Origin of the sequence: Selenomonas sp., assembly GCF_052169755.1 — a bacterium.
Taxonomy (GTDB): Bacteria; Bacillota; Negativicutes; order Selenomonadales; family Selenomonadaceae; genus Selenomonas.
On sequence record NZ_JBQNBV010000012.1, the window covers coordinates 1 to 26,634 of the forward strand.

The following is a 26,634-nucleotide window of genomic DNA, read 5'->3' on the forward strand; positions in this document are numbered from 1 at the left end:
CCCGAGCATTCGACGCAGGAGCACGCGATCTACGATCCATGCTCGGCCGGCTCGCGTCTCGGCGTCAAGTGCGGCGATTTTCGCCCCGAAAAAATCGAAGGATTGACGGGGCTGCACTTTCATACGCTTTGCGAGCAGGGAGCGGAGCCGTTGGCAGAGACGCTCGAAGCCGTCGAGGAGAAGTTCGGCGCATGGCTGCCGCAGATGGAGTGGATCAACTTTGGCGGTGGACACCATATCACGCGCGAGGGCTACGACATCGACCTGCTGAAACGGTGCATTATGCGTATGCAAACGAAATACGGACTCAAGGTCTATATCGAGCCGGGCGAGGCGATCGCGCTCGATGCAGGATTCCTCGTCGCCGAGGTGCTTGAAATCGTTGAAAACGATACGCCTGTCGCCATCCTCGACACGTCGGCGGCGTGCCACATGCCCGACGTCATCGAGATGCCGTACCGTCCGCCCGTCTTGGGGGCGGGCGAGGCAGGGGAGAAGCCCTTCACCTATACCTTTGCGGGGCCGACGTGCCTTGCGGGCGATACGATCGGCACATACTCGTTCGATGCGCCGCTTGCCGCCTCCCGCCGCGTCGTCTTCGGCGACATGGCGATCTATACGATGGTGAAGAACAACACGTTCAACGGCATGCCGCTGCCTGCGATCATCGCCGTCGATGAAACGGGCGCATGGCAGGTCGTGCGCCGCTTCGGCTACGAGGATTTTAAGATGCGCCTGTCTTAGAAGAAGTGCCGTCGTTCGCGATGGCGCTTCTTCGCGTTCTGCATGGAAGACTTGACCTGCGGCGCATAGGTGGTACAATAAAGAGCGACGCCCTTTGTTTAGGGCAGAGAAGAAATGATTTTATTTTCAAAGGAAGTGGATATTTATGCTGCGTCGTTTGGAAGAATTGCCCGTTGGCTCTTTTCACTACAAGATGCTTCTCGTCACGGGTTTGGGTTGGCTCTTTGATGCGATGGATACGGGTCTGATCGCCTTCGTCCTGCCGCTCTTGGTCAAGGATTGGGGGCTGAGTCCCGCGCAGGCGGGTTGGATCGGCTCTGTGGGACTCATCGGCATGGCGCTCGGGGCGGTCGTGGCGGGTTCGCTTGCCGATCGCTGGGGGCGCAAGAAGGTCTTCACTGCGACGGTTCTGCTCTACAGTGTATCGACGGGGCTTTGCGCGCTGGCTTGGAGCTATGAATCGCTGCTCGTCTTCCGTTTCCTCGTCGGCTTCGGCCTCGGCGGCGAACTGCCCGTCGCCGTCACGCTCATGACAGAGTATGCGCCGACGCGGCTGCGCGGACGCTTCATCGTCCTTCTTGAGAGCTTCTGGGGCGTCGGCTGGCTCGTCGCCGCCTGCATCTCGTATCTCTTCATTCCAACATTCGGCTGGAAGCTCGCGTTCCTGCTCGGCGCTCTGCCCGCGCTCTATGTGTTCCTCATCCGCCTGCACTTGCCCGAATCCGTTCGCTACCTGCTCGCGAAGGGACGCGTCGAGGAGGCGAAGGAAATCGTCTGCCATTTGGAGGAAAAGCTCGGTCTTGCGAACCGTCCGTTTACGGCAGATGAGCTATTGCCGCGAGAGAGCGCCAGAGAGACGGGATTTGCCGCTCTGTGGCAAAAGGGCTTCCGTCTGCGCACGGCGATGCTTTGGCTGACGTGGTTCGGCATCGTCTTCAGCTACTACGGCATCTTCATGTGGCTGCCGTCGCTCGTCTACGCGCAGGGGTTCGCCGTCGTCAAGACCTTCGAGTATGTGCTGATGATGACGCTCGCGCAGCTGCCCGGCTATCTTGCTGCCGCGTGGCTCGTCGAGGTCATCGGACGCAAGTATACGTTGTCTGCTTTCCTGCTCTTGTCGGGCGTTTGCAGCTACTTCTTCGGCGCTGCCGAATCGTCGTCAGCGCTTCTCGCCTGGGGTGCGGGCATGAGCTTCTTCAACCTCGGCGCATGGGGCGTCATCTACACCTACACGCCCGAGCAGTACCCGACGGCGATGCGTGCGCTCGGCAGCGGCTGGGCGGCGGGCTTTGGACGCATCGGCGGCATGATCGCGCCGATGCTCGTCGGCGTTCTGCTCGCCGGCTCCGTCGGCATTGAGACGATCTTCGCTCTGTTCGCTTCCGTATTCGTGCTGATCTCGATCGTCGTCATCGCCTGCGGCAAGGAAAGCAAGCAGAAGACGCTCGAAGATCTCGCAGATGTCCGCGAGGCGCACGGAGCGTGAGCGATGGCGCAGTATATCTTCGTCTTTCTGGGCGGCGGCATCGGCGCCGTCTGCCGCTATTTGGCGACCTCGCTCCTCGCCGTGCGCTTCGGGACGGCATTTCCTCACGGCACGCTCTTTGTCAACGTGTCGGGCAGCTTCCTTATGGGCGTGCTCATGGGGCTTTTGCCGCTTTTTCCTTTTGGCGATAAATATTTGCCGGAGAACTTGCGCTTGCTGCTCGGCGTCGGCTTTCTCGGCGGTTTCACGACCTTTTCGTCGTTCAGCATGGAAACGCTGAATTTGCTGCAGGAACCGCATACGTCGGCGTTGGCGAATGTCTTCATGAGCGTTGCTCTCGGCATAGCGGCGGCGTGGGCGGGCATTTCTCTCGTACGCGCCATACTCTAGTTTGATGTAGTGTCAGAAACAGCTGCTGCAAGATCCTGCGGCAGCTGTTTCTTCTTGTCATGGAAGGATTTGTATAGTATAGTTATGATATAGATATAAAATTAGATTAGAAAGAGGAGGGAACTGCATAATGGAAACGAGACTGGATTGCTGGTACAGCGAACGGCTGCAAAAGGAAATGCGTGTTCGTACATACGGGAACGGCGGTGTGCCTGTGCTCGCTTTTCCGCCGCAGCAAATGCTCTCCGATGCGTATGAAAAAGCAGGCGTGACAGAGACTCTGGCGCGTTGGATCGACGGGCAGAGAATGCGCCTCGTGGCAGTCGATACGATCGACGGCGAAAGTTGGTTCAGCGACGGCGACCGCGATTGGCGTGCCAACCGGCAGGAAGCGTATTATGAATATATTTCTGAGGAAGTCGTGCCGTTCGTTCGTTCTCTGGGCAGTTGGGATCATCTGCCGATTTGCATTGGCTGCGGCTTCGGCGGCACACATGCGGCGATCCTCTTTTTGCGCCGCCCCGACCTCTTCTCGGGGCTGATCTCACTCGCCGGCTCTTATGACGCAAAGACTTTTTTTGACGGCTGGCTGAATTGGCGTCTCTACGATAATTCGCCGCTCGATTTTTTGCCCAATATGGCGAATGAGCATCCTTATATTGAGATTTACAATGCGAGAAAGCTCGTCTTTTGTACGGGGCAGGGGCAGGGACTTGATGAGCCGCGCCGCACGACGGATCTCCTGCGCACAGTGCTGCGTGATCGGGGCGTCAAGGCATGGATTGACTTTTGGGGTCACGACGTAGACTATGGCTGGGATTGGTGGAAGAAGCAGCTCGTGTACTTCCTGCCCTATGTGCTCGCCGAATGACAGGCATATTTCATAAAAATGAAAAGGCGGCTCCGCACCGTCGTTCTGCAAAGAAAGCGAAGTGAGGAAATGGCGGAAATTATAGCAGAGAACCTGCACGGCATCATTCACGACATTCTCGCCGACTATAAGACGGATCGCATCATTGACAAGATGGATGTGTTCTGCCGTCCGGATAAGAGGGCGGTCATCGACATCCTTGACAAGCTCGTGCGCATCATCTTTCCGGGCTATTTTAAGGATGCGCATTACCGCGTTTACAGTGTCGAAACCAATATGACGATGCTCATGGAAGATGTGGCGTACCTTCTGAATAAGCAGATTGCCATCGCGCTGCCCTGCACATGTGCAAAGCTGCATTCGGAGGGAGAGTTTGCCGACCGTGCGCAGGAGATCACGCTTGCCTTTTTCCGTGCTATTCCGAAACTCCGCGCCTACATCGAGCTTGACGTCCGCGCGGCTTTTGAAGGTGATCCTGCGGCGTCGAGTGAAGCCGAGATCATCTACTCCTATCCGGGACTTTATGCGATCTGTGTGCATCGTCTCGCGCATGAACTGCATGTGCTCGGCGTACCTGTCATCCCGCGTATCATGTCGGAGCACGCGCACAACTGTACGGGCGTTGACATCCATCCGGGCGCGACGATCGGCAGGAGTTTCTTCATCGACCACGCGACGGGCGTCGTCATCGGCGAAACAACGGAGATCGGCGAGCATGTGAAGATATATCAGGGCGTGACCTTGGGGGCGCTTTCGACGAAGGGCGGACGCTCCCTGAAGGACAAGAAGCGTCATCCGACGATTGAGGATTATGTGACGATTTATTCGGGCGCATCGATCCTCGGCGGCAAGACCGTCATCGGCAAGGGCGCAATCATCGGCGGCAACGCGTTCATCACGAAGTCGGTCGCGCCCGGCACGCAGATCAGCGTGAAGAATCAAGAACTGCGCTACGATAAGTCGCGCGATGAATTGGAGCAGGTGGATTTCGAGGGAGAAGCTCCGTGGTTTTATGTGATATAATTTTCCGTTGCTGACATTTTGTATTTTGTGTTTTTCACAAAAGGTGTTGACAAGGGGCGCACATAGTGCTACCATAATACATGAAGTTCATGAGAACATAAAAACTTCATATCGATTGGGTTAGGTGTCGCAAGACTTAATAGGGAATCCGGTCAATGCCGGAGCGGTCCCGCCACTGTAACAGCGAGCGAATCTGCATGATGTCACTGGGGAGTTTTCCTTGGGAAGGCGCAGAGGAGCGATGACCTGAAGCCAGGAGAACTGCCTAGCTGACAATCACCGTTTGACCTGCGAGTGATGGGGAAGGGGATTATTGCGCAACGCAATGAATCCCGGCTGAAGGCCGGGTTTTCTTTTGTAGTGCCTCCCCTCCGAAACCCCTTTCCCATCGCGGGCAAAGGGGATCCATTTCGGCGGAGAGTTTTCCCTGCGGCTTGGGCTACAGGGGAAAGCATTGCTCATATATTATTTCCGATCCAGTTCTCTTTTCGCTGCTTTGCAGCGGCTCCGAGTGTGGAGACTCGGAGCTTCCTTTTTCAAGACCGGCTTTCGCTCGGATGACTTGACATCGAGTGCAAAGCTTGCCATAATTTTTCGGGGAACACCTTTTGCGGGTTGTTTCCCGATATGTTTATTTCTTACGTTTCAAAGGAGAGATAGTGAATGAAGAAGAATTTCAAGAAGATGCTCGCCTTGTCGCTGGCTTGCGGCGCTGTGTTTGCTTTCGGTACGCCGTCCGTAGACGCAGCTTATATGCTCAGTGATGAAGTCACGGATGCGACGCCTGCGCTCCTTGAGGCGACGCAGGTCGGCGCATTGAAGTACGACAACCCCAAGATGCAGAATCTCCCGAACAAGGATGCCATCCTCGTCATGAGCTTCGGCACGACCTTCAAGGATTCGCGTGAAAAGACGATCGAAGCGACGGTCAAGGCGATTCAGGCGGCGCATCCGAATGTGAAAGTCGTGACGGCATTCACGTCGCACATCATCATCGACCGCATCAAGGCGAAGGAAGGCATCGAGATCCCGACGCCTGAAGCGGCTCTGCAGCAGCTCAAGAAGGAAGGCTATACGCGCATTGCACTGTGCTCGCTCGATGTCATTCCAGGCGTGGAATATGCCTATGACAAGGCGATTTTCAACGAGTACAAGGACAGCTTCAAGAAGATGACGCTCGGTACGTCGCTCATCTACTGGCAGGGTCAGGAAGAGCAGCGCGACGATGTCAAGGAGGCGCTCTCGGCGCTGTCGACGCAGTTCCCTGAGGTCGCTGACGACGAAGCCATCCTCATCATGGCGCACGGCACGCCGCATCCGGCAAATGCCTACTACAGCGTCATTCAGTCGGGCATCAACCGTATGCAGCTCAAGAACACCTACATCTATACGGTCGAGGGCTGGCCGGGTCTTGAGGATATCATTCCTGAGCTTAAGGCGAAGGGTATCAAGTCTGTCACGCTCATGCCGCTGATGATGGTTGCCGGCGATCATGCAAACAACGACATGGCTGGCGATGAGCCGGATTCGCACAAGTCCATCCTCATGAAAGAGGGCTTCAAGGTCAACACCTACATTCATGGCATTGGTGAAAACGGGCTGATCCGCGGTCTCTTCGTCGATCGTGCGAATGAAGCGTGGGATATGCTCCAAGCCAAATAAGAAAACGAAGATACATCTCCTTTTAATAGAGAACGCCGCTTGGAATTTCCAAGCGGCGTTCTTGTCAAATATGGAAGAAATTCATCATCTTCATCGCGAGTTTCTTCGGTTCGGCGTCTTTGTGCCGCAGCAGATAGGCAAGAGAGCCGGCAAAGAAGAAGGCGGAGATGGGGACGAAGCGCCGTCCCTTTCTGAAATTCGCCCAGACGAGGAGCTTTTGGAAAAGCATCGCAATGTCCGTGCGTGTGCCATCGTATCTCTTCATGATGCGCTGCAGCCGCCAGTCCGATGTGCAGTAGGCATAGATCGTGTCGATGAGCGCAGGATCGTTGAGATGGTCGATGTACTCGTTGATGAGCGAGTTGACGAGCGTTGAACGCTTGAGCGAGCGGCGCATCTGCAGAATGAAGAGGGCGGTGAGAAGACCGAGGGTTATGAGGAGAAGCGTGTTTAGCATATAGATTCCTCGCGTGTGTTCGGACTATACGGGAATGACAGTTCGGCTCTTGCGCGGTGGGTGCGGGGCTTTCGAAGCCGCTGATTTTTCGGTATGGGCGGGTGCGTCCTGCCGGGCAAGCTGCTCTTGATACCAGCCTTCAAGCGCATCGTATTCACGCTTGAATACAGGGTCTTTGAGTTGTTCTTCAAGGTAGTCGTTCAAAGTTAACATGATAGATTCCTCCTCTGGTAGTCAAGACGATATGCTTTGGCACGTTCGATTTCTTCAATAGGGGTCTTTTGCGTTTTTTTTATGAATCCGTTTGTTACAATGGCAGTATTGCCGACGATGAAAAAGTAGAGGACTCGCGATATGTTGCCAGCAAATGTGGTGCGAAGTTCCATGATGCCATCCGTAAGCTCTTTTGAATCGGGAGCGCGCAGCAGGTATCCTTTTGCTTCGAGCAGTTTTAATGAACGGATGACCTTGGCTCGCATTTTATTGTCTAAACTGTCTAGAAAATCTGTGACAGGGTAAGAACCATCAGGTTTTTGATAAAATATAACATTCATTGTCGAATCCTCTGTCCTCATGGAATTGCTTTGAAAGTGTCATTCCTGTCTTTACTATACCATAAACCGCCGTCGACATAAAGTATGACGACGCTCTTGCTGGTAAAATGATTAGTCAAAAAGTCAAAAATAGTATTTGACTTTTTGACTTTTTGCGTTATAATAAGAAGCAGCAAGGCGGGGTGAAAGAAGCCTTGTTGCTTCTTAGGGAATCATCATTGATATATAGGAGGAAATCATCATGGGAGAAGAAAGATATACGGAGAAAGCCTTGGCGGCGATGCAGACGGCGCAGCAGGCGGCGGCTATGCGCTATCAGCAGGAAATCACTTCGGTGCATTTGCTTTATGCACTCGCGCAGGAACCGGAGGGACTGCTTGCAACGATCTTCGAGGACTGCGGCGCGGATCCGGCGATGCTGCGTGCGCGGTTGGAGAAAGAACTCAGCAAGCTGCCGAGCGTCAAGGGGCAGGATCGTCTGACGATGGGCATGGATATGGTGCGCGTCATCGGCAGGGCGCAGGAATACGCCAAGAGCATGAAGGACGACTATATCAGCACGGAGCATCTGCTGCTCGGCGTTGCCGCTGACGGCAGCAGCGAGGTGCAGGAGATCTGCCGCCAGTTTGGTCTTACGAAGAGCAGCGTCATGAGCGCCGTCAAGAAGAACCGCAAGCAGAACGTCACGAGCGGCAATCCCGAGGATGGCTACAAGTCGCTCGAAAAGTACGGGCGCGATCTCACGGATGCAGCGAAGAAGGGCAAGATTGATCCCGTGATCGGGCGCGACGAGGAGATTCGCCGCACGATTGAGATCTTGACGCGCCGTACGAAGAACAACCCCGTGCTCATCGGCGAGCCGGGCGTCGGCAAGACGGCGATTGTCGAGGGGCTTGCGCGTCGCATCGTCGCGGGCGACGTGCCGGAATCTTTGAAGAATAAGACGCTCTATTCGCTCGATATGGGATCGCTCGTCGCAGGCGCGAAGTTCCGCGGGGAGTTCGAGGAGCGCTTGAAGGCGGTTTTGAACGAGATTGCGAAGTCAGACGGTCAGATTTTGCTCTTCATCGACGAGGTGCATACAGTCGTCGGAGCGGGCGCAGCCGAGGGCGCGATGGACGCGGGCAACCTCTTGAAGCCGATGCTCGCGCGCGGCGAGCTGCGCTGCATCGGCGCGACGACCTTGAGCGAGTACCGCAAGTACATCGAGAAGGACGCGGCTCTTGAGCGCCGCTTCCAGCCCGTCATGGTCAGCGAGCCGACGGTTGAGGATACGATCTCGATTCTGCGCGGCATCAAGGAGCGTTACGAGGTGCATCACGGCGTGCGCATCCGCGACAATGCGCTGTTGGCGGCGGCGACGCTTTCCGACCGCTACATTTCGGACAGGTTCCTGCCCGACAAGGCGATTGATCTCGTCGATGAAGCGGCGGCGAAGCTGCGCACGGAGATCGAGTCGATGCCGCAGCCGTTGGATGAAGTGCGCCGTAAGATCATGCAGCTGGAAATCGCCGAGCAGGCGCTGAAGAAGGAGACGGACGACGCTTCGAAGGAAAAGCTCGCGCATGTGACCGAGGAGAAGGAGACGCTGCAGCAGAAGGAAAAGGCGCTCAAGGACAAGTGGGAGGCGGAGAAGCAGGCGATCTTGCGCGTGCGTGCCGTCAAGAAGGAGATTGACCAAACCAAAAATGAGATGGAGCTTGCCGAGCGTAACTATGACTTGAACCGTTTGTCCGAACTGCGTTATGGCAAACTGCCGACCTTGGAAAAGCAGCTCAAAGAAGAGGAGGATGCCTTAGCGAAGAAGGCGGCGGACGATCATTTGCTCAAGGAAGAGGTCGGCGAGGAGGACATCGCCGAGGTTGTGAGCCGCTGGACGGGCATTCCCGTTTCGAAGATGCTCACGGGCGAGCGCGAGAAGCTCCTGCGCCTCGAAGATGTGCTGCATGAGCGCGTCGTTGGGCAGGACGAAGCCGTGCGCGTCGTCAGCGAAGCGATCCTGCGGGCGCGTGCAGGCATCAAGGATCCGAACCGCCCGATCGGTTCGTTCATTTTCCTCGGCCCGACGGGCGTCGGCAAGACGGAGCTTGCCAAGACTTTGGCAGAGTCGTTGTTTGACGATGAGCGCAGCATGATCCGCATCGACATGTCGGAGTACATGGAGAAGCATTCCGTCGCGAGGCTCATCGGAGCGCCTCCGGGCTACGTTGGCTACGAGGAGGGCGGACAGCTCACGGAAGCCGTGCGCCGTCGCCCCTACAGCGTTATCCTGCTCGACGAGATCGAAAAGGCGCATCGCGACGTATTTAATGTGCTCCTGCAGATCTTGGACGATGGTCGCTTGACGGATGGCAAGGGGCGCGTCGTGAACTTCAAGAATACCGTCATCATCATGACGAGCAACCTCGGATCGCACGAGATCTTGAACAAGGACTTCGAGGAAGCGCAGGCGGCGGTCAAGGAGCTTCTGAAAGAGTACTTCCGTCCCGAGTTTTTGAATCGTGTCGACGACATCGTCGTGTTCAAGGGGCTCGCACGCGAGCAGGTCAAGGCGATCGCCAAGCTCTTGCTGGAGAGCCTTTCCAAGCGTCTCCGGCGCCAAGTGGGCATCACGCTCTCGTGGACGGAGGACGCCTTGGAGCTTTTGGCGAACCAAGGTTTCGAGCCGAATTTCGGCGCGCGTCCGCTGCGCCGTCTGATTTCGCACAAGGTGGAAACGGCTCTGTCGAAGGAGATCATCAAGGGCGAGGCAAAGGAAGGAGACACAGTCGAGATCGGCGCGGAAAACGGCGAGGTTACGTTCAAGACGCTTTGAACAAACGGCGGCAGTCGTGCAGATGTGATGATGCAGATCTATAGATGAAAAGATGGGAGACAGATGTCTCTCATCTTTTTTATAAGAAAATGATGAGAAATCCTCATTTCTATGGTATTTAGTCCTAAGTGATGTTATAATAGGACAAATAAACTAATGGGTTGTGGAGAAGGAGTGGGAATACTGTGAAACTCAAGAAGTATCCAGTAAGTCAGTTGCAGGAAGGAATGGTTGTTGGAAGAGGAATTTATGAAGAGGACATGACGGTTATTCTGGCAGAAGGAACGGTGCTTGACCGACAGATGATCGATTCTCTGGAGAGCAGAGACGTCAGTTTTGTGCATGTTCGGCAGGATGTCATGGCAGCGCCGCCTGCATCGAAGGATGCCGCAGTTAAGGCGGCTTTGGCGGGCGCTGCGCCGAAATCGGTGGATCGTTTGGACGCAAGAAGGATGGAGCCGGTTGCTTCCATGCTGAATATTGTGCCGGAAGCCGCCTCTCCCGAGAGGGATGCAGCCTTGGCGGAATTTATGCAGGAAGTGGCGGATACCGTTGATACTCGTTCCGTGATTCGCCCGAGAAGCGTTCAGTCGATGGTAAAGACCGGTGTTGCACCGCAAAAAGACGCTTCGCTCGAAGCTGCCTATGTGCGGCAGTACGATGATCTCTATCTCAATCTCTCGATGTTTTACGAGATGACTCGCACGAGCGGCCACATCGACGCGCAGGCGGTGAAAATGCTCGCGCAGCAGGTTTTGCCGCTGTGCTCAAGCGCCAAGGCGATCACGCATATTTACAATATGGAGACGCAGGGCGACTATTCGATTCATCACAGTGCGCGAGTCGCCATTCTTGCAGGTCTTATGGGGCAATGGCTTAAGATGCAGCGCCGCGATCAGCTGCGCCTCGTCATTGCGGCGGTTCTTTTGGATATCGGTTCTACACGCATCGCGACAGGATTTCTCAAAAAAGCGGGATGCTATACGAAGAAGGATCGCGTGCTCATGCAGAAGCATGCGCGTCTTGGTCATGCACTTGTGGCGAACTCGCCGTTTGGAGCGGACGCACAGATCTTGGGAGCGATTCTTCAGCACCATGAGAGGAACGACGGCTCGGGTTATCCCGAGGGCTTGCGAAAGGAACAGATCTGCGACTTTGCACGCATCCTTGCGATACTTGACATTTATGACGCTATGGCGTCGAAGCGTGCTTACGCGAAGCAGCGTTCGCCTTTTGATGTATTTGAAATACTGTCCGACGACATCATTGCCGATCGTTTGGATGCGGGCTATGGTCTGCCGTTTATCCGCAATATCTGCAACTCGCTGAATGGCAACTGGGTCAGACTTACGAACGGCGAGACGGGCAAGATCGTCTATATTGACGACTCGCGCCTCAACGCGCTGCCGATTGTGCAGACGGTGGATGGCGCTTTCATCGATCTCAATACGCTGCGAACCATACGCGTAGATGCCTTGCTCACGGGGCGGGAAATGACGCAGTGATCTTTCTGCTTGCCGCCGGATGTCTGCCGATTGAAAAATGTAGCATACGGGGTGGATTCATGGTATAATTTAATGTAAATGGATATTAAGGAAACGAATGGTTTATCCTGCAAGGAGTGCAAGTTGATGTTGAAGAAGTATCCGGTTGATGAACTGGAGGCAGGCATGGTCATCGGGCGGACGGTATATTCGGACGATATGTCCGTCCTCTTGGGCGAAGGTACGGTGCTTGATGAGCAGCGCATTGAATATCTTGACCAGCGGGGGATTGTCTTTGTCCGAATCCTGCTGCCTGATGAGGAAGAGTCTGCAGCTGCAGAAAAGCCTGCTGCAGAAGCGACGCCCGCTGCAAAGACGCCGCAGATCGATGACGATGCGGCGGCTGTGTGGCGAAGAGTGCAGGAGCAGACGGCAGCGGCTGTGCTGGCGGCAGCGGAAGCTGACAAACAGGCGGCGCTCGCGAAGATTGAGGAGCGTGCGGGGAGAGCGTCTGCAGCAAAAGTCGAGCCGGAGAAGGAGAAGACGCCGGAGGCGCTGGAGAAGCCTGTTTCGAAATCCGGCATCGTACTGCGTGAGACTTCGTCGCTTGAGGCGGCGTTCATCGAACAATACGAAGAATGCTTCGAGGAACTGCAGGGGTTTTTCAGCTCGGTGCGGGCGTATGGACGTATCAATATCACAGAGGCGGAGACGGCGGCGAGAAACTTTGCGCCGCTTTCGAGCAGCGGGAAGGCCGTGTCACATGTTTACAACATGGAGACGATCGGTGAATATCAGCTGCATCATGTCATGCGCGTTGCCGTCCTCGCCGGTCTTATGGGGCAGTGGCTCAAGATGCCTGCGCAGGAGCGGCATCGGCTGATCTTGGCGGCGTTTCTCATGGACATCGGCTATACTGCCTTTGCGCCGAATTTCCTCAAGAAGATTGCACTCTATACGCCGGCGGAGCGCCGTCTCATGCAGAAACATGCTCGCTTGGGCTACGACATCGTCGCGCGGTCGGCGCTGCAGCTCGACAAGCAGGTGACCGAGGCCGTGCTGCAGCATCATGAGCGCAACGACGGCTCGGGCTATCCGCAGGGCATGAAGAAGGAAGGCATCTGCAAGTTTGCGCGTATCCTCGCCATCTTGGATACGTACGATGCGATGGCTTCGCGTCGCTTTTACGCAAAACGGCGTTCCCCCTTTGAGGTCTTTTCCGTCCTTTCTGACGAATTTGTTGCGAATCGCTTGGATGCGGAGTATGGCGTCGTTTTTATACGCAATATGTCTCATACGCTCAACGGCAACTGGGTCAAACTCTCGAACGGCGCTGTGGCGAAGATCGTCTATATCGACGAGACGCGCATGAAAGCGCTTCCCGTCGTGCAGACGACCGACGGCGATTTTATTGATCTCAATACCACAATAAGCATCAAAGTCGAGTATCTGCTGCCGAGTGCGGATGTGGAGAATAAGGAAAAAATTTCATAACGTGCAGTTTTGATGAGCATCCTCTGAATGGAAATGAAGTTCTGTTCGGAGGATTTTTCTATGTGTTCGTTTTGTCTCATCGATCAAATAAACGGTCGGCGCAGCTATTTTCCCCGTGCTTTCTTGAAAAACATTATCGACTTTGCTATGATGGAGAAAGAATTGTTTCGGAAAAGGTTGCTTCTTTCGGCATTTTTTGGAGAGGAGAGTTTTGCTTGGAAAAGAAAAAATGGAGGCTCAAGATCACGGACGTCCTGCTCTTGCTTGCAAGCGGCGTATTCTTCATCGGTATGCGTACGTTTTTAGCGCCGTGCGCACAGCAGGCGGACGGCAAATGGATGGTGTGCCATTGGGCGGGCGAGGCGCTTTTCGGCGTCGCTGCCGTGCTCTTTGCCATCGCTTTGCTGCACGCTGTGATTTGGCGTGCTGCGATCAAAACAGGGCTGGCGATGGCGATGATTCCGACGGCGGTGTTGGCGTTTTTCCTGCCCGGACAGATGATCGACCTCTGCATGATGGAGACGATGCGCTGCCATACGGTGATGCAGCCTGCGGCAAGGGCGATCTCCGTCGTGATGATTTTGCTCGCCTGTATGGATATTTACGTCTATCGGAAGGGGGATTGACGATGGGGTTCGCGCGCTTTCTGGCGGTGCGGAACTGCCGTCGAAATTTCTCGCGCACCGTTGCGCTGGGGGTGGTGACGGCGATGCTCTCTTTGACGCTCTTCGGCGGCTCGCTCGTCGTCTTGAGTCTGCAAAACGGCTTGACTCGTTTTCAGGCGCGGTTGGGCGCGGATGTTCTCGTATTGCCCAAGGATGCGCAGGCAGACGGCGGTCTGGAAGGCGTGCTTGTGCAGGGACGTCCGCTCCATTTCTACATGGACGCTTCGCGCCTTGCCGCGCTCTCTTCGTTGCCCGGCGTTGCAAGCGCTGCACCGCAGTTCTTTCTGACTTCGGCAAACGCCGGCTGCTGCTCCGTCGCGGTGCAGCTGATCGGCTTTGATCCGGCGACGGACTTTACGATCCAGCCGTGGATTCGTGAGAGCTATGCCGACGACGTCGGCGACGGCGATATCGTCGTCGGCAGCGGCATCTCGGTGCCCGAGGATAAGACGCTGAAGTTTTACAATACGCCGTGCCGCGTTGTGGCGCGCTTGAGTCCCACGGGGACGGGCATGGATACGGCGGTCTATATGAATATGACGACGATCCGCGCGATGATGAGACGCGCTGCCGAGCTGGACTTCGCCGCATTTCAGGGCATTGAGCCGGAGCAGGCGATCTCTGCCGTGCTCATCAGGACTGCGCCCGATTTCAGCCCCGAGGCTGTAGCGGAGGCGATCGGCGCAGCCTATCCCGATCTTTCGGCGAAGCCTGCGCACGGCATGGTTCGAAGCGTGGAGGCAGGGCTTGGCGGCGTCACGGGAACGGTCGGCGTCCTTCTCTTTTTCGTCTGGCTCCTGTGCGTCGGGCTTCTGGCGCTTGCCTTTCAGATGGTGTTTTCGGAAAGGCGCAGAGAGTTCGCCGTGCTTCTCATCAGCGGCGCAAGGCGCTCCATACTCACGCGCATCGCTCTCATCGAAGCTCTTATCATCGCTTCTTTCGGCGCGGCGGGCGGCGTCTTTGCGGGCGCTTTCGTGCTGCTGCCGTTTGCCGCGCTCTTGAAGGACAGCTTCGCGCGGCCGTATCTTTTGCCCGACGCTTCGAACATCGCGCTCTTGGCGGCGGGGGCTTTTGGCGTCGCCGTCCTTTCCGCTGCTTTGGCAGCTCTTTGGACGGTGCGGCGTATGGATGTGATGCTGCGGGAGGATATGTGATGGAGCTGCGAGCGGAAAAGATCAGTCGGGATTTTTTGCGGCCGAGTGCGCCGCAAGGCTTTTTCATGGCGGTCGAGGAAACAGATTTTTCTCTGCGTGCCGGTGATTTTTTCGCCGTTACGGGGCGCTCGGGCAGCGGCAAGAGCACGCTTTTGAAGATGCTGGCGGGGCTTATGGCGCCGGGGACGGGACGCGTACTTTTGGACGATACGGACATTTATCGTTTGGATGAGGCGGAGCTTGCAGAGCTGCGCAGCCGAAAGATCGGCCTTGCGCCGCAGACGCTCATGGCGCTCTCAAGCTTGACGGTGCAGGAAAATATCTTGCTGCCGTGCTCGCTCTACGGTGTAGCGCGAGAGGCGGAGCCGCGTGCGCTGCAGCTTATGGAGCGGCTCGGCATCGCACATCTGAAGAGCGCCGATCCGGCGGAGTTGTCGGGCGGCGAGCTGCGCCGCCTGACGCTCGCCCGCGCCTTGGTGCGCGATGCCGCCGTCCTGCTGCTCGATGAGCCGACGGGCGATCTCGACGATGAAAATACGCGTCTCGTTTTTGCACTGCTGCGCGAAGAGGCGGCGCACGGCAGGGCTGTCCTTGTTGTGACGCATGAGCGCGAAGCGGCGGATTATGCTGACCGCCTCTATCGCATGGAAGCCGGAAAGTTAGAATTGTCATCTTGAAATTTTATTTGAGTTGACAATTAAAATCGGGTATAATAGGATTGTTTTGTTGATGCGAAAGTATGGGGGGCGGAAGCGTCCCCTATGTGATGTTTTTGCGCCTTGAGGAAGGGGGAGGCTGTCGTGGCGGAGTTCATTCGCGCCGAGCATCTTTCGCATGTCTTCCATGCGGGGGAGGATGACGCTTATCGGGCACTTTCGGATGTGTCGCTTTCCGTCGATGAGGGGGAGTTTCTCGCTGTTCTCGGTACGAACGGTTCGGGCAAATCGACGCTGGCGCGCCATTTCAACGCGCTCCTTCTGCCGACCGAGGGCCGATGTACGGTCGCGGGGCTGGATACGAAGGAAACGGCGGATCTTTGGCGCATCCGTCAGCTTGTGAGCATGGTGTTTCAGAATCCTGACAATCAGATCATCGCCGCTGTCGTCGAGGATGACGTCGCTTTCGGTCCGGAGAATCTAGGTATAGAGCCGGCGGAGATCCGTATGCGCGTGCGCGATGCGCTCACCGCCGTCGGCATGGAGCGCTATCGCACGGCGGCGCCGCACCTTCTGTCGGGCGGACAGAAGCAGCGCGTGGCGATCGCGGGTGCGCTGGCGATGAATACGCGCTGTCTCGTGCTTGATGAGCCGACGGCGATGCTCGATCCCATAGGCAGGCAGGATGTTTTGGAAACGGTGCGGCGGCTTCATCGAGAGAACGGCATCACCGTCGTCTATATCACACATTTCATGGAAGAGGCGGCCGCCGCTGACCGCGTCGTCGTCATGGAAGAGGGACGCATCGCGGCGGAAGGCAGTCCTCGCGAGGTGTTTCAAGACGTCGGCGGCATGAAGGCGCGTGGTCTCGACGTGCCGCTTGCCGTTGAGGTGGCGTCGCTTTTGCGTGAGGCGGGCGTTTCTCTGCCTGCGGATCTTTTGACCGATGAGGAGTTGGTGAGTGCGCTGTGTCCATCGTGATGGAAAGTATCAGCTACACCTATATGCGCGGCACGCCGTTTGAGCGCGAGGCTCTTGCGGATGTTTCGCTGACGATTGAAGAGGGCAGCTTCACGGCGCTCGCCGGGCATACAGGCTCCGGCAAATCGACGCTCGTGCAGCATTTGAACGGACTTTTGCAGCCGGATCGCGGTACGGTGCTCGTCGATGGCACGGACATCGGCAAAAAGGGGGCGGAGGCGAAGCGGGCGCGGCGAAGCGTCGGCATGGTGTTCCAGTACCCGGAGCATCAGCTCTTTGAGGAAACCGTGGAGAAGGATGTGGCGTTTGGTCCTCTGCAGCTCGGGCTTTCGGCGGCGGAGGTCGAAGTGCGCGTCAAGGCGTCGCTCGACTTCGTCGGGCTTCCTGCCGAGGTGTACGGTGCGCGTTCGCCGTTTGCTCTGTCGGGCGGACAAAGGCGGCGGGCGGCGATCGCGGGCGTATTAGCGCTCAAGCCGCGCTATCTCGTACTCGATGAGCCGACGGCGGGGCTTGATCCGCGTGCAAGCGACGCGCTTTTGACACGGGTGCGCGAGCTGCACGAGAAGGAGGGCGTGACCATCGTGCTCGTCTCGCACAACATGGACGACATCGCGCGTTTTGCGAATCGGCTCATCGTCATGCACGCAGGCCGCGTGATGATCGAGGGCGCACCGCACGAGGTCTTTGCCGCGAAGGAAAAGCTCTCGGCGGCGGGGCTTCGTCCGCCGCATATTGTCGAGCTTTTGGATAAGCTCAGGGCAAAGGGGCTTGATCTCGATCCCGCCGCTTTCGATGCGGCAGACGGCGCGGCGCGTATCAAAGAGGCGTTGGGGAGGTGCGGCTCATGCTGAAGGACATTACGCTCGGTCAGTACTTTCCGGGCAGTTCGCTCTTGCATCGTCTCGATCCGCGCACGAAAATCGTTCTGCTCTTTTTCTTTCTTGCAGCGATCTTTGTCTTTGATTCGCCGCTCTCTTATGCAGCACTGACGGCTTTTACCGCAGCGATGATCGCCGTGAGCCGCGTGCCGCTCCGCTTGATGCTCAAGTCTTTGAAGCCGCTCTCTTGGATCATCGCGTTTACATTCATCATTCATCTCGTGAGTACGCCGGGCGACGCATTTTTTCATCTGTGGCTCTTCGATCTTACATGGCAGGGGGCGGCGAAGGGATTCTTTATCGCCTTGCGCTTGGCTCTCTTGATTTTGCTTTCGGCGCTTCTGACCTATACGACCGCGCCGCTCGCTCTGACCGATGCGCTCGAAACGCTCATGCAGCCGGCAAAGCGCATCGGCGTGCCCGCGCACGAGATTGCCATGATGATGACGATTGCGCTGCGCTTCGTGCCGACATTGATCGAGGAAGCCGATAAGATCATGAAAGCGCAGCAGGCGCGTGGTGCAGACTTCACGGAGGGCGGCGTCATCGAGCGCGTCAAGGGCTTCGTGCCCGTGCTTGTGCCGCTCTTCATCTCGGCGTTTCGCCGCGCCGACGATCTCGCGCTGGCGATGGAAGCGCGCTGCTATCGCGGCGGCGTCGGGCGCACGCAGATGAAGGCGCTTCGCATCAGCTCCATTGACTATGTCGCTTATGGCTTCGGCGCGGCATTCATCTCTGCGCTTGCCGTTCTGAACTTCGGAGGGCTGAAATGAAGCGTGAACACAAGGAAATGATGAAAGCGCGCGCGCGCAATATCTGTCTGACTGTCGCCTACGATGGTACGGCGTACCACGGCTTTCAGCGACAAAGTCCGCCGATTCGTGCCGTGCAGAACGTCTTGGAAGAAAAGCTCACACTCGTTTTCGGAGATACCATCGAACTTGCCGCCGCAGGCCGCACCGATGCGGGTGTTCATGCCGTGGGGCAGGTCGTGAACTTCTTCACGGACGGGCGCATACCGACGGAGCGCATCGTGCGTGCGATGAACAGCGTTCTGCCGCCCGATATTGTCGTCAAAGCGGCGAGGGAAGAGGGGCGGAGCTTTTCTGCGCGCCACAGTGCAAAGAGCAAGTCGTATATCTACCGCATACAAGAGGGGGAGACGCCGAATCCGTTCAGTGAGCGCTATGCTTGGTACGTCGGTGCGCCGCTCGATCTTGCGTCGATGAACGAAGCGGCGGCGCACATGATCGGCAAGCATGACTTCTCGGCGTTTCGCGCAGCGGGCGGTGCGCCGATGCTGCCCGTGCGCACGATGTACCGTGCCGAGGGCAGGCGAATCGAGGGCGAGAGGATCGAGTTTGTCTTTCATGCGAACGGCTTCCTCTACCACATGGCACGCAACATCGTCGGCACGCTCGTCGACGTCGGCAGAGGACGGCGCACGGCGGCGGATTTCGCCGCGATTCTCGAAGGCGGCGACAGAAAGTGCGCCGCAGCTACTGCGCCTGCCTGCGGGCTGTTTTTGGAAAGCGTGGAGTATTGAGGGAACACGGATAAATGCAGCCGCGCATCTTCCTCTATCTGCGCGGCGCTCTCCCCGTTGGCAATTTCTCGACAGGGGGAATTACAAAGGTTTTTCAGAAAATTACGATTGACAACTGGGAGAAAAAGGTTTAGATTGAAAGCAGCAGAGTTATTTTGTCAATCGTCCGAATATTGCCTATACGAAGGAGAGGAGGGGCGGCACGGCGGCTCGATAGACTGACGGACAGAAGGAGAGTGATTTGCGATGGTTACATTTTTGGTGGCATTGCTCGCTTTGATTCTGGGCTATCTCATCTATGGCAAGATCGTTGACGTGATGTTTGCGCCGACAGACAAGCCGACACCTGCAGTGGTGCACAACGACGGCGTGGACTACATCCCGCTGCCGACTTGGAAAGTCTTCATGATCCAGCTGTTGAATATCGCCGGACTCGGTCCGATCTTCGGAGCCTTGCAGGGCGCTCTTTGGGGACCCTGCGTCTACTTCTGGATCGTTCTCGGCACGATCTTTGCCGGCGGGGTGCACGATTATATGTCAGGCATGATTTCGCTGCGTGAGGACGGCAAGAGCATATCGGAAGTCGTTGGCAATCACATGGGCAAAACGATGCTCTTCATCATGCGCATCTTTTCCGTCGTTTTGCTCGTCCTCGTCGGCACAGTCTTCGCGACGGGACCGGCGATGCTCATCGACGGCAAGCTGCTCTCGCTCGGTTCGATCGGCGCGATCAAGATTTGGCTCATCATCATCCTGTGCTATTACTTCCTCGCGACGCTCCTGCCGATCGACACGCTGATCGCGCGTTTCTATCCGATCTTCGGGATCTGTCTGATCGTCATGGCGTTCGGCATCATGAGTGCGATGTTCGCGGGCGTCGGCGGTCACGTCATGCCCGAGATGGTCATGGCGAATCTGCATCCGACGGATCTGCCGATCTGGCCGCTGATGTTCATTACGGTCGCCTGCGGCGCTGTCTCGGGCTTTCACTCCACGCAGTCGCCTTTGATGGCGCGCTGCCTGAAGGATGAGCGGCTCGCACGTCCCGTGTTTTACGGTGCGATGGTCGCTGAGGGCTTCATCGCGCTCGTTTGGGCGGCAGCGGGCGTGACCTTCTACGAGAGCACGGGCGGTCTCGGCGCTGTTCTCGCTTCGGCGGGTCCCGGCGGCGTGGTCTACGACATCTGCGTCGGCTTCCTCGGCCCCGTCGGTGCGGCGCTCGCGCTTCTCGGCGTCGTCGCCTGCCCGATCACGTCGGGCGATACGGCGTTTCGCTCGGCGCGTCTGACGATCGCCGATTGGTTCGGCGTTGAGCAGAAAACGACGGGCAAGCGCCTCGCGCTCGCTTTGCCGATCCTCGGCATCGGCGCGCTTCTCACGCAGATTGACTTCTCGATTATATGGCGGTACTTCTCATGGACGAATCAGACGCTTGCCATGATCGTCCTGTGGACGGGTTCCGTCTATCTCTACCGCACGTTCCGCGGCAAGTTCTATTATCTCATCGGCATGATTCCCGCGACATTCATGTCGGCGGTCACCATGACGTACATCTTGCAGGCGAAGGAAGGATTCGGTCTCGCGACGAGCATCACATATCCCGTCGGCATCACTTTGGCTGCGCTGTTCTTGTTTTTGTTCCTGCGCACGACGGTGCTGCGGCGTGGATGAACCGTTCTGCAAAAACTCCTCAAGGCGGAATCTTGAGGAGTTTTTCTTTTGACAAGCCTGTGCGTGTGTTATAGAATCAAGGAAAAACTTTTGCGCGGTTCATGCAGTGCAGTATCATACGATAGAGGACGGTGGAAAAATGCGTTTTTATCATGGCTTGACGATGGTGTTCTTCATCGGGCTTTTTCTTGCGCTGCCGATGGCGGCGCGGGCGCAGGGCGGCTTGGAACCTGTGGATTTCACGGTCAAGGGCATAGCGCTCGGCGATGCGGAGACGAAGATGCTTGCGGCTTTCGGCAAGCCCGACTTCGACAAGGAGCGTATGGTCTGGGACATCCATCTGCGTTATTATACGTTCCCCGGCGGCTATGAGGTCGGCGTCGTCGTCGATACGGGTAAGGTCGCGGATATGCGCGTCAAGAATAAGGACTATACGGCGCGCGCGGGCGTGCGTTACGGTGCGACGGCGTATAAGATTCGCACGACGTTCGGCGAGAAGCCGCGTGCGTTTCTCGACGGCGGTGTTTGTTACATATACGAGAATCCGAAAGATCCGAGACAGAGGCTCATCCTTGGAGCGGAGCCGACGGACGGCAGTCTCGTCTCGTGGCGTTTGACGAGTCTGCCGCTGACGGAAGCAGAGGCAGATGCTTTGACGGACGAGGAGCGAAGCGACTGGGAGAACATGGATCTCCATGCGCTCACTATGGGCGGCAAGGACATTGATCGGAGCGCACTCGCCGACGATGAAGCGCCGACGCTTCGCTGGAGCGGCGGGAGCGGGAAGGAGAATCCTTGATGCTTCATATCAAGCGCTTGTCCTTGAAGAGCCGCGTCTTTCGCTATCTCGGCATCCTGCTCGGCTGCCTTATCAGCAGCTCGTCGATCAACCTCTTCGTCGTGCCGTCGCATCTTTTGTCGGGCGGCGTCGCGGGCATCGCGATGATCTTTTACTATCTCTTCGCGCTTCCCATCGGCGTGCAGATGTTTCTCTACAATCTGCCGCTTCTCGCGGCGGCGTACAAGACGCTCGGCCGCGACTACACGCTCGACATCGCTTTCGGCACGATCCTTTTTTCCTTTTGCGTTGACGCGACGCGCTTTTTGAACGCCTATGCGCCCGTGCCGGACACGATGCTCGCGGCGATCTTCGGCGGTGTTTTGAACGGCGTCGGCTACGGCATTATCTTTCGCATGAACGGCAGTTCGGGCGGCTTCGACATCGTCGCCGCCATCGTGAAGAAATATTACTCTTTGAATATGGGCAGCGTGATCTTCGCGTTTAACTGCGTCATCATGCTCGTCGCCGCCGCACTCTTCGGCATCATGCCCGCGCTCTATACACTCGTCTGCATGTTCATGAACTCTGCCGTGACGGACAGGGTCGTCGCGGGGTTCAACAGCCGCAAGGTCGTGCTCATCATCTCCGACCATGTGCAGCCGATTTCGGAGGCGATCATCTGCGAGGTCGGGCGCGGCGTGACGTTTCTGCACGGACAGGGCGCTTTTACGCGCAAGGAGCGCAACGTGCTCTTTCTCGTTTGCTCACTCACGCAGATCAGCAAGGTCAAGCTCATCGCCAATCTCATCGACAAGAACGCTTTCATGATCGTGCTTTCGGCGAACGAGGTCATGGGCAGGGGTTTTACGATGCCTGGGATGCACTTGAAGGCGATGCTCAAGGAGCGCAGCAAGAGGATTTTTTGACTTATGCGCGATTGTCTGTTAGAATCATAAGATAGGTTATTTCGCAGTTTTTGGGAAACGGTTTGACGTTTCCTTTCTATTTTATCCTGCGCTGAAAGGTGTGGGCACGAGGAGTGATACGGGTTGCTCGGATTCATCAAGCGATTCTTGGGAGATAACAACGAAAAGGAAATCAAGCGTATGCGCGGCATCGTCGACGTCATCAACGGTCACGAAAAGGCGCTCGAAAGCCTCAGTGACGATGCGCTTGCAGGCCATACGGGAAAGTTCAAGGAGCGTCTCGCAAACGGCGAGAGTCTTGACGATATGCTTCCCGAGGCGTTTGCCGTCGTGCGCGAGGCGTCGAGGCGCGTCCTTGGCATGCGTCATTTCGACGTGCAGATGATCGGCGGTATCTGCCTGCACGAGGGCAAGATCGCCGAGATGCGCACGGGCGAGGGCAAGACGCTCGTCGCGACGCTGCCCGTCTACCTCAACGCGCTCGAAGGCAAGGGCGTACACATGGTCACGGTCAACGACTACCTCGCACGCCGCGACAGTGAGTGGATGGGACGCGTTTATCGCTTCTTGGGGCTGTCGGTCGGTCTCATTGCGCACGATATGGACTTCCCTGAGAGAAAGCTCGCCTATGCGTCTGACGTCACATTCGGCACAAACAATGAGTTCGGCTTCGACTATCTGCGCGACAACATGGTGATTCATCCGCAGCAGATGGTGCAGCGTGATCTTCATTATGCCATCGTCGATGAGGTGGACTCGATCCTCGTCGATGAAGCGAGAACGCCGCTCATCATCTCGGGTCCCGGGCAGAAGTCGACGGACATGTACGCTGTCATGGCGCGCGCCGTCGCCCAGCTCAAGGAAGGCGAGGACTATAAGCTCGATGAGAAGCAAAAGACCGTCGCGCCGTCCGATGAAGCCGTCCTCAAGGTGGAGCGCATCGTCGGTATCAAGAACCTATACGCGCCCGAGAATCTGGAGCTTTCGCACTGCTTCACGGCGGCTCTGCGAGCCAAGGCGCTGATGAAGCGCGACCGCGACTACGTCGTGCGTGACGATGAGATCGTCATCGTCGATGAGTTCACGGGTCGTCTCATGGTCGGCCGCCGTTACTCGGACGGTCTGCATCAGGCGATCGAGGCGAAGGAGGGCGTGAAGATTCAGCGCGAGAGCCAGACGCTCGCGTCGATCACGTTCCAGAACTATTTCCGCATGTACGACAAGCTCGGCGGCATGACGGGCACGGCGAAGACTGAGGAGGACGAGTTCCTCAAGATCTACAAGCTGCCCGTCGTCGTCGTGCCGACGAACCGCCCCGTGCAGCGCATCGACGAGCCGGACGCCATCTACAAGACGAAGCGTGCGAAATACCGCGCCGTCGGCAGGGCAGTCGAGGAGATTCATAAGACGGGGCAGCCGATCCTCATCGGCACGACGTCGATCACGCAGTCGGAAGAACTCAGCGCGATCTTGAAGAAGCACGGGGTCGAGCACAATGTCCTGAATGCCAAGTACCACGAGAAGGAAGCGGAGATCATCAAGGACGCGGGACAGAAGGGCGCCGTGACCATCGCGACGAATATGGCGGGACGCGGCACGGACATCCAGCTCGGCGACGGCGTGCAGGATCTTGGCGGTCTCTATATCCTCGGCACGGAGCGTCATGAGTCGCGGCGCATCGACAACCAGCTGCGCGGCCGCGCCGGTCGCCAGGGCGACCGTGGCACGTCGAAGTTCTACCTGTCGCTGGAGGACGATCTGCTGCGCCTTTTCGCGTCGGACAATATCGCGTCGATCATGGATCGTCTCGGCATGGACGAGGACGATCCGATCGAGCACAAGCTGATTACGCGCTCGATCGAGCGTGCGCAGAAGAAGGTCGAAGCGAGGAACTTCGATATAAGAAAGCACGTCCTTGAGTACGACGACGTCATGAATCAGCAGCGCGAGGTCATCTACAAGGAGCGCCGCAAGATCCTGAAGGGCGAGGATCTCAAGGAAAATATTTTCTTCATGCTCGACAAGATCATCGAGAGCCAGATGGATCAATATGCGAACGCGAAGCTCTATCCCGAGGAATGGACGCTCGACGGGCTGGTCGAGGACGCGGAGAAGATCTACGCGCCCGAGGGCAAGCTCAAGAAGGAAGAGCTGGAGGCGATGAGCCGCGACGAGTTGGAAGAAACGCTCAGAAAGACGGCGCACGAAGCATACGCGGCGCGTGAACAGCTCTTCGGCGAAGAGAATATGCGCGAGCTGGAAAAGGTCGTCATGCTGCGCGTCGTTGACAATCACTGGATGGAGCATCTCGACCGCATGGACATGCTGCGCGAGGGCATCAATCTGCGCGCTTACGGGCAGCGGAATCCGCTCGTCGAGTACAAGATCGAAGCGCTCGATATGTTTGAAGCGATGGAAGCCTCGATTCAAAACGATATCGCGAAGCTCATGTACCGCGTGAGCATCGTGACGCAGGAGCAACAGCAGCTCCAAGACCGTCTGCAGACGGCGCGCGCCTCGCACGGCGGCGAATCCGACGCCGCCGAGGCGAAGAAGCAGCCCGCACGCAACAAGAGCGACGTCGGACGCAACGATCCGTGCCCGTGCGGCAGCGGCAAGAAGTACAAGAACTGCTGCGGCAGAAATCAATAGTGTGGGAAAAGGCAGGCGAGCCGCAAGATAGCCTGCCTTTTTTACAGTTGCTGGGAATATTTTTTAATTAAAGGCTTAACAATTTGAAAAACCATTCGATAAAAAGGCGAAGGATTTGTTTCCTTAGTATGTCGAATTATTAGTGGTCTACTTGATTGGAATGGGAAGAGAGAATTATGGAGAGCGTTTCAATTAGTAATGCGGCTCGTAATGCAGTAGATGCATCAACGCGAGCCAAGGAAGTATCAGTGACATCAGAAGTCGCATCAACGGTATCTGATGAAACATCGTCCGAGCCTGCGTATCAGATCAGTTTGTCTAGCGAAAGTTTAGTACTGAGTGCGAGTTCGAATGTAAATAATCAAGATGTATCGGCTACAATTAGAAATACGATAGGGTATATTTTTCAGGCTAGGGATATAGCAAAAGGATTACTGAATAATTACGATTATAACACCAGTAACGATAATGCTGTCGATGTGCATGATATAAGGAATAATGTAAACCAGGCTTGGGGTGGTGGGTATCCGACGAATACGCCAGATACATGGGCGGCTCATGCCAAGTATGAGTATGGCAGGCGTATTGTTATTGATGGTCCTGAGAATTTGCGAAATGCAATGACAGATGTGTTTAATGATTTGAGATTTGGTTCAAAAGATGAAGTTCGCGATGCGTATAGTACGCTTAACCATGCCTGTGTTATAATGGAACTGTATATGTGATGGGGGGCAATATGATGAAGATAGAGCGAAGCCCTTGGGTGCAGGGGCAGGGAAGCTACGGTTACAGCGCACGGCAGCCGCAGCAGGCGATGAAGCACGCAGCGGTGCATCTGGGGGTGGCGGCAGAGGTTCTGCTTAGCCCGGCGGCACGCGAGAAGAGCAGGGCGGCGCAAGAGCCGTCCAAACTGTTGGAGCGCAGCGGCGAAGCCACAGGTGCGCGGGCGGAGCTGGAGAAGCTGGACGACAGGAAAGAGACCGTACAGTCGATGAAAAATCGCTTGGGTGAAATAGAGAAGAGCCTTGCGGAGGAAAACCTTTCCGAGGACGACAAGCTCGCCATGAAAAAGGAGCAGGAGCAGCTGAAAAGCGAGGTCATCGCGCTTTCGCCCGAGGACAAGCTCTCGTCGCTTTACGAGCTTAAGCGGACGCTGGAAAAGCGTGCGGCAGAGGCGGAGGGGGTGGCGGTCGGCGAGACGCCGCGCTCCATGGATGCGTTCGATATGGAAGCGTTGCGCATGGTGGATGACTTGATAGGAGATGCCAAGGACGAGGTCAAGGCGGGGTCCGTCAAGGAGAAGGAGCTGCGCCAGACAGCAGGCAAAGAAGAAGCGGAGCAGGATGTTGCGAAGATGAAGGAGCAGGCAAAGGACGAGACGAAGGCGGGAACAGCTCCGATACAGCAGCAAGACAGCGCGTCTGTCGTCTTCGCCTCGACGAAGGGCATTCTGCTGACCAAAGAGCAGGTCGCTGCTGCCACGCGGAAGGTACAGGCGAGAGCCGAAACGGTCGGCGCGAGCGTGGCCTCGCGATAGATATGGTTCGTTTGGCATGGTTGGCAGGTTTGCCGCCGCTTAGCCGCCCCCTTGGGGGCGGTTTCTTTTTGACGTATGGTGGATAATCTGCTACAATTAGGCAAGGTATTGCTAAAAGACAAATATAAATACCCGCAGGGGCGGGGCTTGCCCTTCCGGGCAGCTTTTTGAAGGATGTGACAAGATGCTCGAAGATTGGAAGCCGGA

At 56.7% G+C, this 26,634-nt stretch carries 24 protein-coding genes, 1 pseudogene and 1 riboswitch; of the genes and pseudogenes, 22 read left to right on the forward strand and 3 right to left on the reverse strand.

Annotated features, from left to right (window positions below; translation table 11 throughout):
- From ACTTKG_RS01875 to ACTTKG_RS01900, 6 genes and pseudogenes are all read left to right on the forward strand, one after another.
- Positions 1-744 (forward strand): annotated as a pseudogene (locus tag ACTTKG_RS01875) (carboxynorspermidine decarboxylase); the annotation flags it as partial.
- Positions 745-889: 145 nt separating this feature from the next.
- On the forward strand, positions 890-2,230 hold the full coding sequence (locus ACTTKG_RS01880; protein ID WP_442672565.1) for an MFS transporter: 1,341 nt from the start codon (positions 890-892) through the stop codon (positions 2,228-2,230).
- A 3-nt stretch (positions 2,231-2,233) separates the two neighbouring features.
- Positions 2,234-2,620, forward strand: coding sequence for a fluoride efflux transporter CrcB (gene crcB, locus ACTTKG_RS01885; RefSeq protein ID WP_442672566.1), 387 nt, complete (start codon positions 2,234-2,236; stop codon positions 2,618-2,620).
- A gap of 130 nt (positions 2,621-2,750) precedes the next feature.
- Positions 2,751-3,491: an alpha/beta hydrolase-fold protein gene (locus tag ACTTKG_RS01890; RefSeq protein ID WP_442672567.1), complete on the forward strand. Its 741-nt coding sequence runs from the start codon at positions 2,751-2,753 to the stop codon at positions 3,489-3,491.
- Positions 3,492-3,560: 69 nt separating this feature from the next.
- The gene (locus ACTTKG_RS01895) at positions 3,561-4,514 is read left to right on the forward strand and encodes a serine O-acetyltransferase (RefSeq protein ID WP_442672568.1); all 954 of its coding nucleotides are present in this window, start codon (positions 3,561-3,563) and stop codon (positions 4,512-4,514) included.
- 105 nt (positions 4,515-4,619) lie between these two features.
- A riboswitch (cobalamin riboswitch) is annotated at positions 4,620-4,797 on the forward strand.
- A gap of 380 nt (positions 4,798-5,177) precedes the next feature.
- Positions 5,178-6,176: a sirohydrochlorin cobaltochelatase gene (locus tag ACTTKG_RS01900; RefSeq protein WP_442672569.1), complete on the forward strand. Its 999-nt coding sequence runs from the start codon at positions 5,178-5,180 to the stop codon at positions 6,174-6,176.
- A 64-nt stretch (positions 6,177-6,240) separates the two neighbouring features.
- Here ACTTKG_RS01900 and ACTTKG_RS01905 read toward each other — a convergent pair whose 3' ends face one another.
- From ACTTKG_RS01905 to ACTTKG_RS01915, 3 genes are read right to left on the reverse strand one after another with little or no spacing between them, the layout of a single operon-like run.
- Positions 6,241-6,633 (reverse strand): hypothetical protein, encoded by a 393-nt coding sequence (locus ACTTKG_RS01905; protein ID WP_442672570.1) that lies wholly within the window; start codon positions 6,631-6,633, stop codon positions 6,241-6,243.
- 24 nt (positions 6,634-6,657) lie between these two features.
- Positions 6,658-6,846 carry an XRE family transcriptional regulator gene (locus ACTTKG_RS01910; protein WP_442672571.1) on the reverse strand — a complete coding sequence of 63 codons (189 nt, stop codon included), beginning with the start codon at positions 6,844-6,846 and terminating at the stop codon, positions 6,658-6,660.
- Positions 6,840-7,187 carry a type II toxin-antitoxin system RelE/ParE family toxin gene (locus tag ACTTKG_RS01915; RefSeq protein ID WP_442672572.1) on the reverse strand — a complete coding sequence of 116 codons (348 nt, stop codon included), beginning with the start codon at positions 7,185-7,187 and terminating at the stop codon, positions 6,840-6,842. Before ACTTKG_RS01915 ends, ACTTKG_RS01910 begins: the two co-directional genes overlap by 7 nt.
- A 241-nt stretch (positions 7,188-7,428) precedes the next feature.
- Here ACTTKG_RS01915 and clpB point away from each other — a divergent pair, with 241 nt between their 5' ends.
- The 16 genes from clpB to ACTTKG_RS01995 all read left to right on the forward strand — a co-directional run bounded on the left by clpB (position 7,429) and on the right by ACTTKG_RS01995 (position 26,427).
- On the forward strand, positions 7,429-10,002 hold the full coding sequence (gene clpB / locus ACTTKG_RS01920; protein ID WP_442672573.1) for an ATP-dependent chaperone ClpB: 2,574 nt from the start codon (positions 7,429-7,431) through the stop codon (positions 10,000-10,002).
- Positions 10,003-10,187: 185 nt separating this feature from the next.
- Entirely contained in the window at positions 10,188-11,507 is a 1,320-nt protein-coding gene (locus ACTTKG_RS01925; protein ID WP_442672574.1) for an HD-GYP domain-containing protein, read from the forward strand.
- A gap of 126 nt (positions 11,508-11,633) precedes the next feature.
- A complete protein-coding gene (locus tag ACTTKG_RS01930; protein ID WP_442672575.1) occupies positions 11,634-12,980 on the forward strand; it encodes an HD-GYP domain-containing protein in 1,347 nt (448 codons plus the stop codon).
- 215 nt (positions 12,981-13,195) lie between these two features.
- Complete coding sequence (locus ACTTKG_RS01935; protein ID WP_442672576.1) at positions 13,196-13,606, forward strand: DUF4418 family protein; 411 nt, start codon at positions 13,196-13,198, stop codon at positions 13,604-13,606.
- A 2-nt stretch (positions 13,607-13,608) separates the two neighbouring features.
- Positions 13,609-14,799: an FtsX-like permease family protein gene (locus ACTTKG_RS01940; protein WP_442672577.1), complete on the forward strand. Its 1,191-nt coding sequence runs from the start codon at positions 13,609-13,611 to the stop codon at positions 14,797-14,799.
- Complete coding sequence (locus tag ACTTKG_RS01945; protein WP_442672578.1) at positions 14,799-15,476, forward strand: ABC transporter ATP-binding protein; 678 nt, start codon at positions 14,799-14,801, stop codon at positions 15,474-15,476. Before ACTTKG_RS01940 ends, ACTTKG_RS01945 begins: the two co-directional genes overlap by 1 nt.
- A gap of 123 nt (positions 15,477-15,599) precedes the next feature.
- Positions 15,600-16,436 carry an energy-coupling factor transporter ATPase gene (locus tag ACTTKG_RS01950; RefSeq protein WP_442672579.1) on the forward strand — a complete coding sequence of 279 codons (837 nt, stop codon included), beginning with the start codon at positions 15,600-15,602 and terminating at the stop codon, positions 16,434-16,436.
- Complete coding sequence (locus ACTTKG_RS01955; RefSeq protein ID WP_442672580.1) at positions 16,424-17,287, forward strand: energy-coupling factor transporter ATPase; 864 nt, start codon at positions 16,424-16,426, stop codon at positions 17,285-17,287. The genes ACTTKG_RS01950 and ACTTKG_RS01955 overlap by 13 nt, the downstream gene beginning before the upstream one ends.
- On the forward strand, positions 17,281-18,087 hold the full coding sequence (locus tag ACTTKG_RS01960) for an energy-coupling factor transporter transmembrane component T family protein (RefSeq protein WP_442672581.1): 807 nt from the start codon (positions 17,281-17,283) through the stop codon (positions 18,085-18,087). Before ACTTKG_RS01955 ends, ACTTKG_RS01960 begins: the two co-directional genes overlap by 7 nt.
- Positions 18,084-18,860, forward strand: coding sequence for a tRNA pseudouridine(38-40) synthase TruA (gene truA / locus ACTTKG_RS01965; RefSeq protein WP_442672582.1), 777 nt, complete (start codon positions 18,084-18,086; stop codon positions 18,858-18,860). Before ACTTKG_RS01960 ends, truA begins: the two co-directional genes overlap by 4 nt.
- Before the next feature lie 246 nt (positions 18,861-19,106).
- Positions 19,107-20,531: a carbon starvation CstA family protein gene (locus ACTTKG_RS01970; protein ID WP_442672583.1), complete on the forward strand. Its 1,425-nt coding sequence runs from the start codon at positions 19,107-19,109 to the stop codon at positions 20,529-20,531.
- A 139-nt stretch (positions 20,532-20,670) separates the two neighbouring features.
- A complete protein-coding gene (locus tag ACTTKG_RS01975; protein ID WP_442672584.1) occupies positions 20,671-21,330 on the forward strand; it encodes a hypothetical protein in 660 nt (219 codons plus the stop codon).
- Positions 21,330-22,238 carry a YitT family protein gene (locus ACTTKG_RS01980; RefSeq protein ID WP_442672585.1) on the forward strand — a complete coding sequence of 303 codons (909 nt, stop codon included), beginning with the start codon at positions 21,330-21,332 and terminating at the stop codon, positions 22,236-22,238. The genes ACTTKG_RS01975 and ACTTKG_RS01980 overlap by 1 nt, the downstream gene beginning before the upstream one ends.
- A gap of 123 nt (positions 22,239-22,361) precedes the next feature.
- Positions 22,362-24,890: a preprotein translocase subunit SecA gene (gene secA / locus ACTTKG_RS01985; RefSeq protein ID WP_442672586.1), complete on the forward strand. Its 2,529-nt coding sequence runs from the start codon at positions 22,362-22,364 to the stop codon at positions 24,888-24,890.
- 176 nt (positions 24,891-25,066) lie between these two features.
- Entirely contained in the window at positions 25,067-25,615 is a 549-nt protein-coding gene (locus tag ACTTKG_RS01990) for a hypothetical protein (protein ID WP_264918843.1), read from the forward strand.
- Between the two features lie 11 nt (positions 25,616-25,626).
- A complete protein-coding gene (locus ACTTKG_RS01995) occupies positions 25,627-26,427 on the forward strand; it encodes a hypothetical protein (RefSeq protein ID WP_442672587.1) in 801 nt (266 codons plus the stop codon).
- Positions 26,428-26,634: the final 207 nt, after the last annotated feature.

Excerpts from the sequence above, each read along its gene's own strand:
- ACTTKG_RS01995 (WP_442672587.1), top strand. The coding sequence starts at position 25,627 with ATGATGAAGATAGAGCGAAGCCCTTGGGTGCAGGGGCAGGGAAGCTAC.
- ACTTKG_RS01945 (WP_442672578.1), top strand. The coding sequence starts at position 14,799 with ATGGAGCTGCGAGCGGAAAAGATCAGTCGGGATTTTTTGCGGCCGAGT.
- ACTTKG_RS01895 (WP_442672568.1), top strand. The coding sequence starts at position 3,561 with ATGGCGGAAATTATAGCAGAGAACCTGCACGGCATCATTCACGACATT.
- ACTTKG_RS01910 (WP_442672571.1), bottom strand. The coding sequence starts at position 6,846 with ATGTTAACTTTGAACGACTACCTTGAAGAACAACTCAAAGACCCTGTA.
- truA (WP_442672582.1), top strand. The coding sequence starts at position 18,084 with ATGAAGCGTGAACACAAGGAAATGATGAAAGCGCGCGCGCGCAATATC.
- ACTTKG_RS01940 (WP_442672577.1), top strand. The coding sequence starts at position 13,609 with ATGGGGTTCGCGCGCTTTCTGGCGGTGCGGAACTGCCGTCGAAATTTC.
- ACTTKG_RS01960 (WP_442672581.1), top strand. The coding sequence starts at position 17,281 with ATGCTGAAGGACATTACGCTCGGTCAGTACTTTCCGGGCAGTTCGCTC.
- ACTTKG_RS01980 (WP_442672585.1), top strand. The coding sequence starts at position 21,330 with ATGCTTCATATCAAGCGCTTGTCCTTGAAGAGCCGCGTCTTTCGCTAT.
- ACTTKG_RS01905 (WP_442672570.1), bottom strand. The coding sequence starts at position 6,633 with ATGCTAAACACGCTTCTCCTCATAACCCTCGGTCTTCTCACCGCCCTC.
- ACTTKG_RS01915 (WP_442672572.1), bottom strand. The coding sequence starts at position 7,187 with ATGAATGTTATATTTTATCAAAAACCTGATGGTTCTTACCCTGTCACA.
- ACTTKG_RS01930 (WP_442672575.1), top strand. The coding sequence starts at position 11,634 with ATGTTGAAGAAGTATCCGGTTGATGAACTGGAGGCAGGCATGGTCATC.
- ACTTKG_RS01900 (WP_442672569.1), top strand. The coding sequence starts at position 5,178 with ATGAAGAAGAATTTCAAGAAGATGCTCGCCTTGTCGCTGGCTTGCGGC.
- ACTTKG_RS01970 (WP_442672583.1), top strand. The coding sequence starts at position 19,107 with ATGGTTACATTTTTGGTGGCATTGCTCGCTTTGATTCTGGGCTATCTC.
- ACTTKG_RS01890 (WP_442672567.1), top strand. The coding sequence starts at position 2,751 with ATGGAAACGAGACTGGATTGCTGGTACAGCGAACGGCTGCAAAAGGAA.
- ACTTKG_RS01975 (WP_442672584.1), top strand. The coding sequence starts at position 20,671 with ATGCGTTTTTATCATGGCTTGACGATGGTGTTCTTCATCGGGCTTTTT.
- ACTTKG_RS01880 (WP_442672565.1), top strand. The coding sequence starts at position 890 with ATGCTGCGTCGTTTGGAAGAATTGCCCGTTGGCTCTTTTCACTACAAG.
- ACTTKG_RS01990 (WP_264918843.1), top strand. The coding sequence starts at position 25,067 with ATGGAGAGCGTTTCAATTAGTAATGCGGCTCGTAATGCAGTAGATGCA.
- crcB (WP_442672566.1), top strand. The coding sequence starts at position 2,234 with ATGGCGCAGTATATCTTCGTCTTTCTGGGCGGCGGCATCGGCGCCGTC.
- clpB (WP_442672573.1), top strand. The coding sequence starts at position 7,429 with ATGGGAGAAGAAAGATATACGGAGAAAGCCTTGGCGGCGATGCAGACG.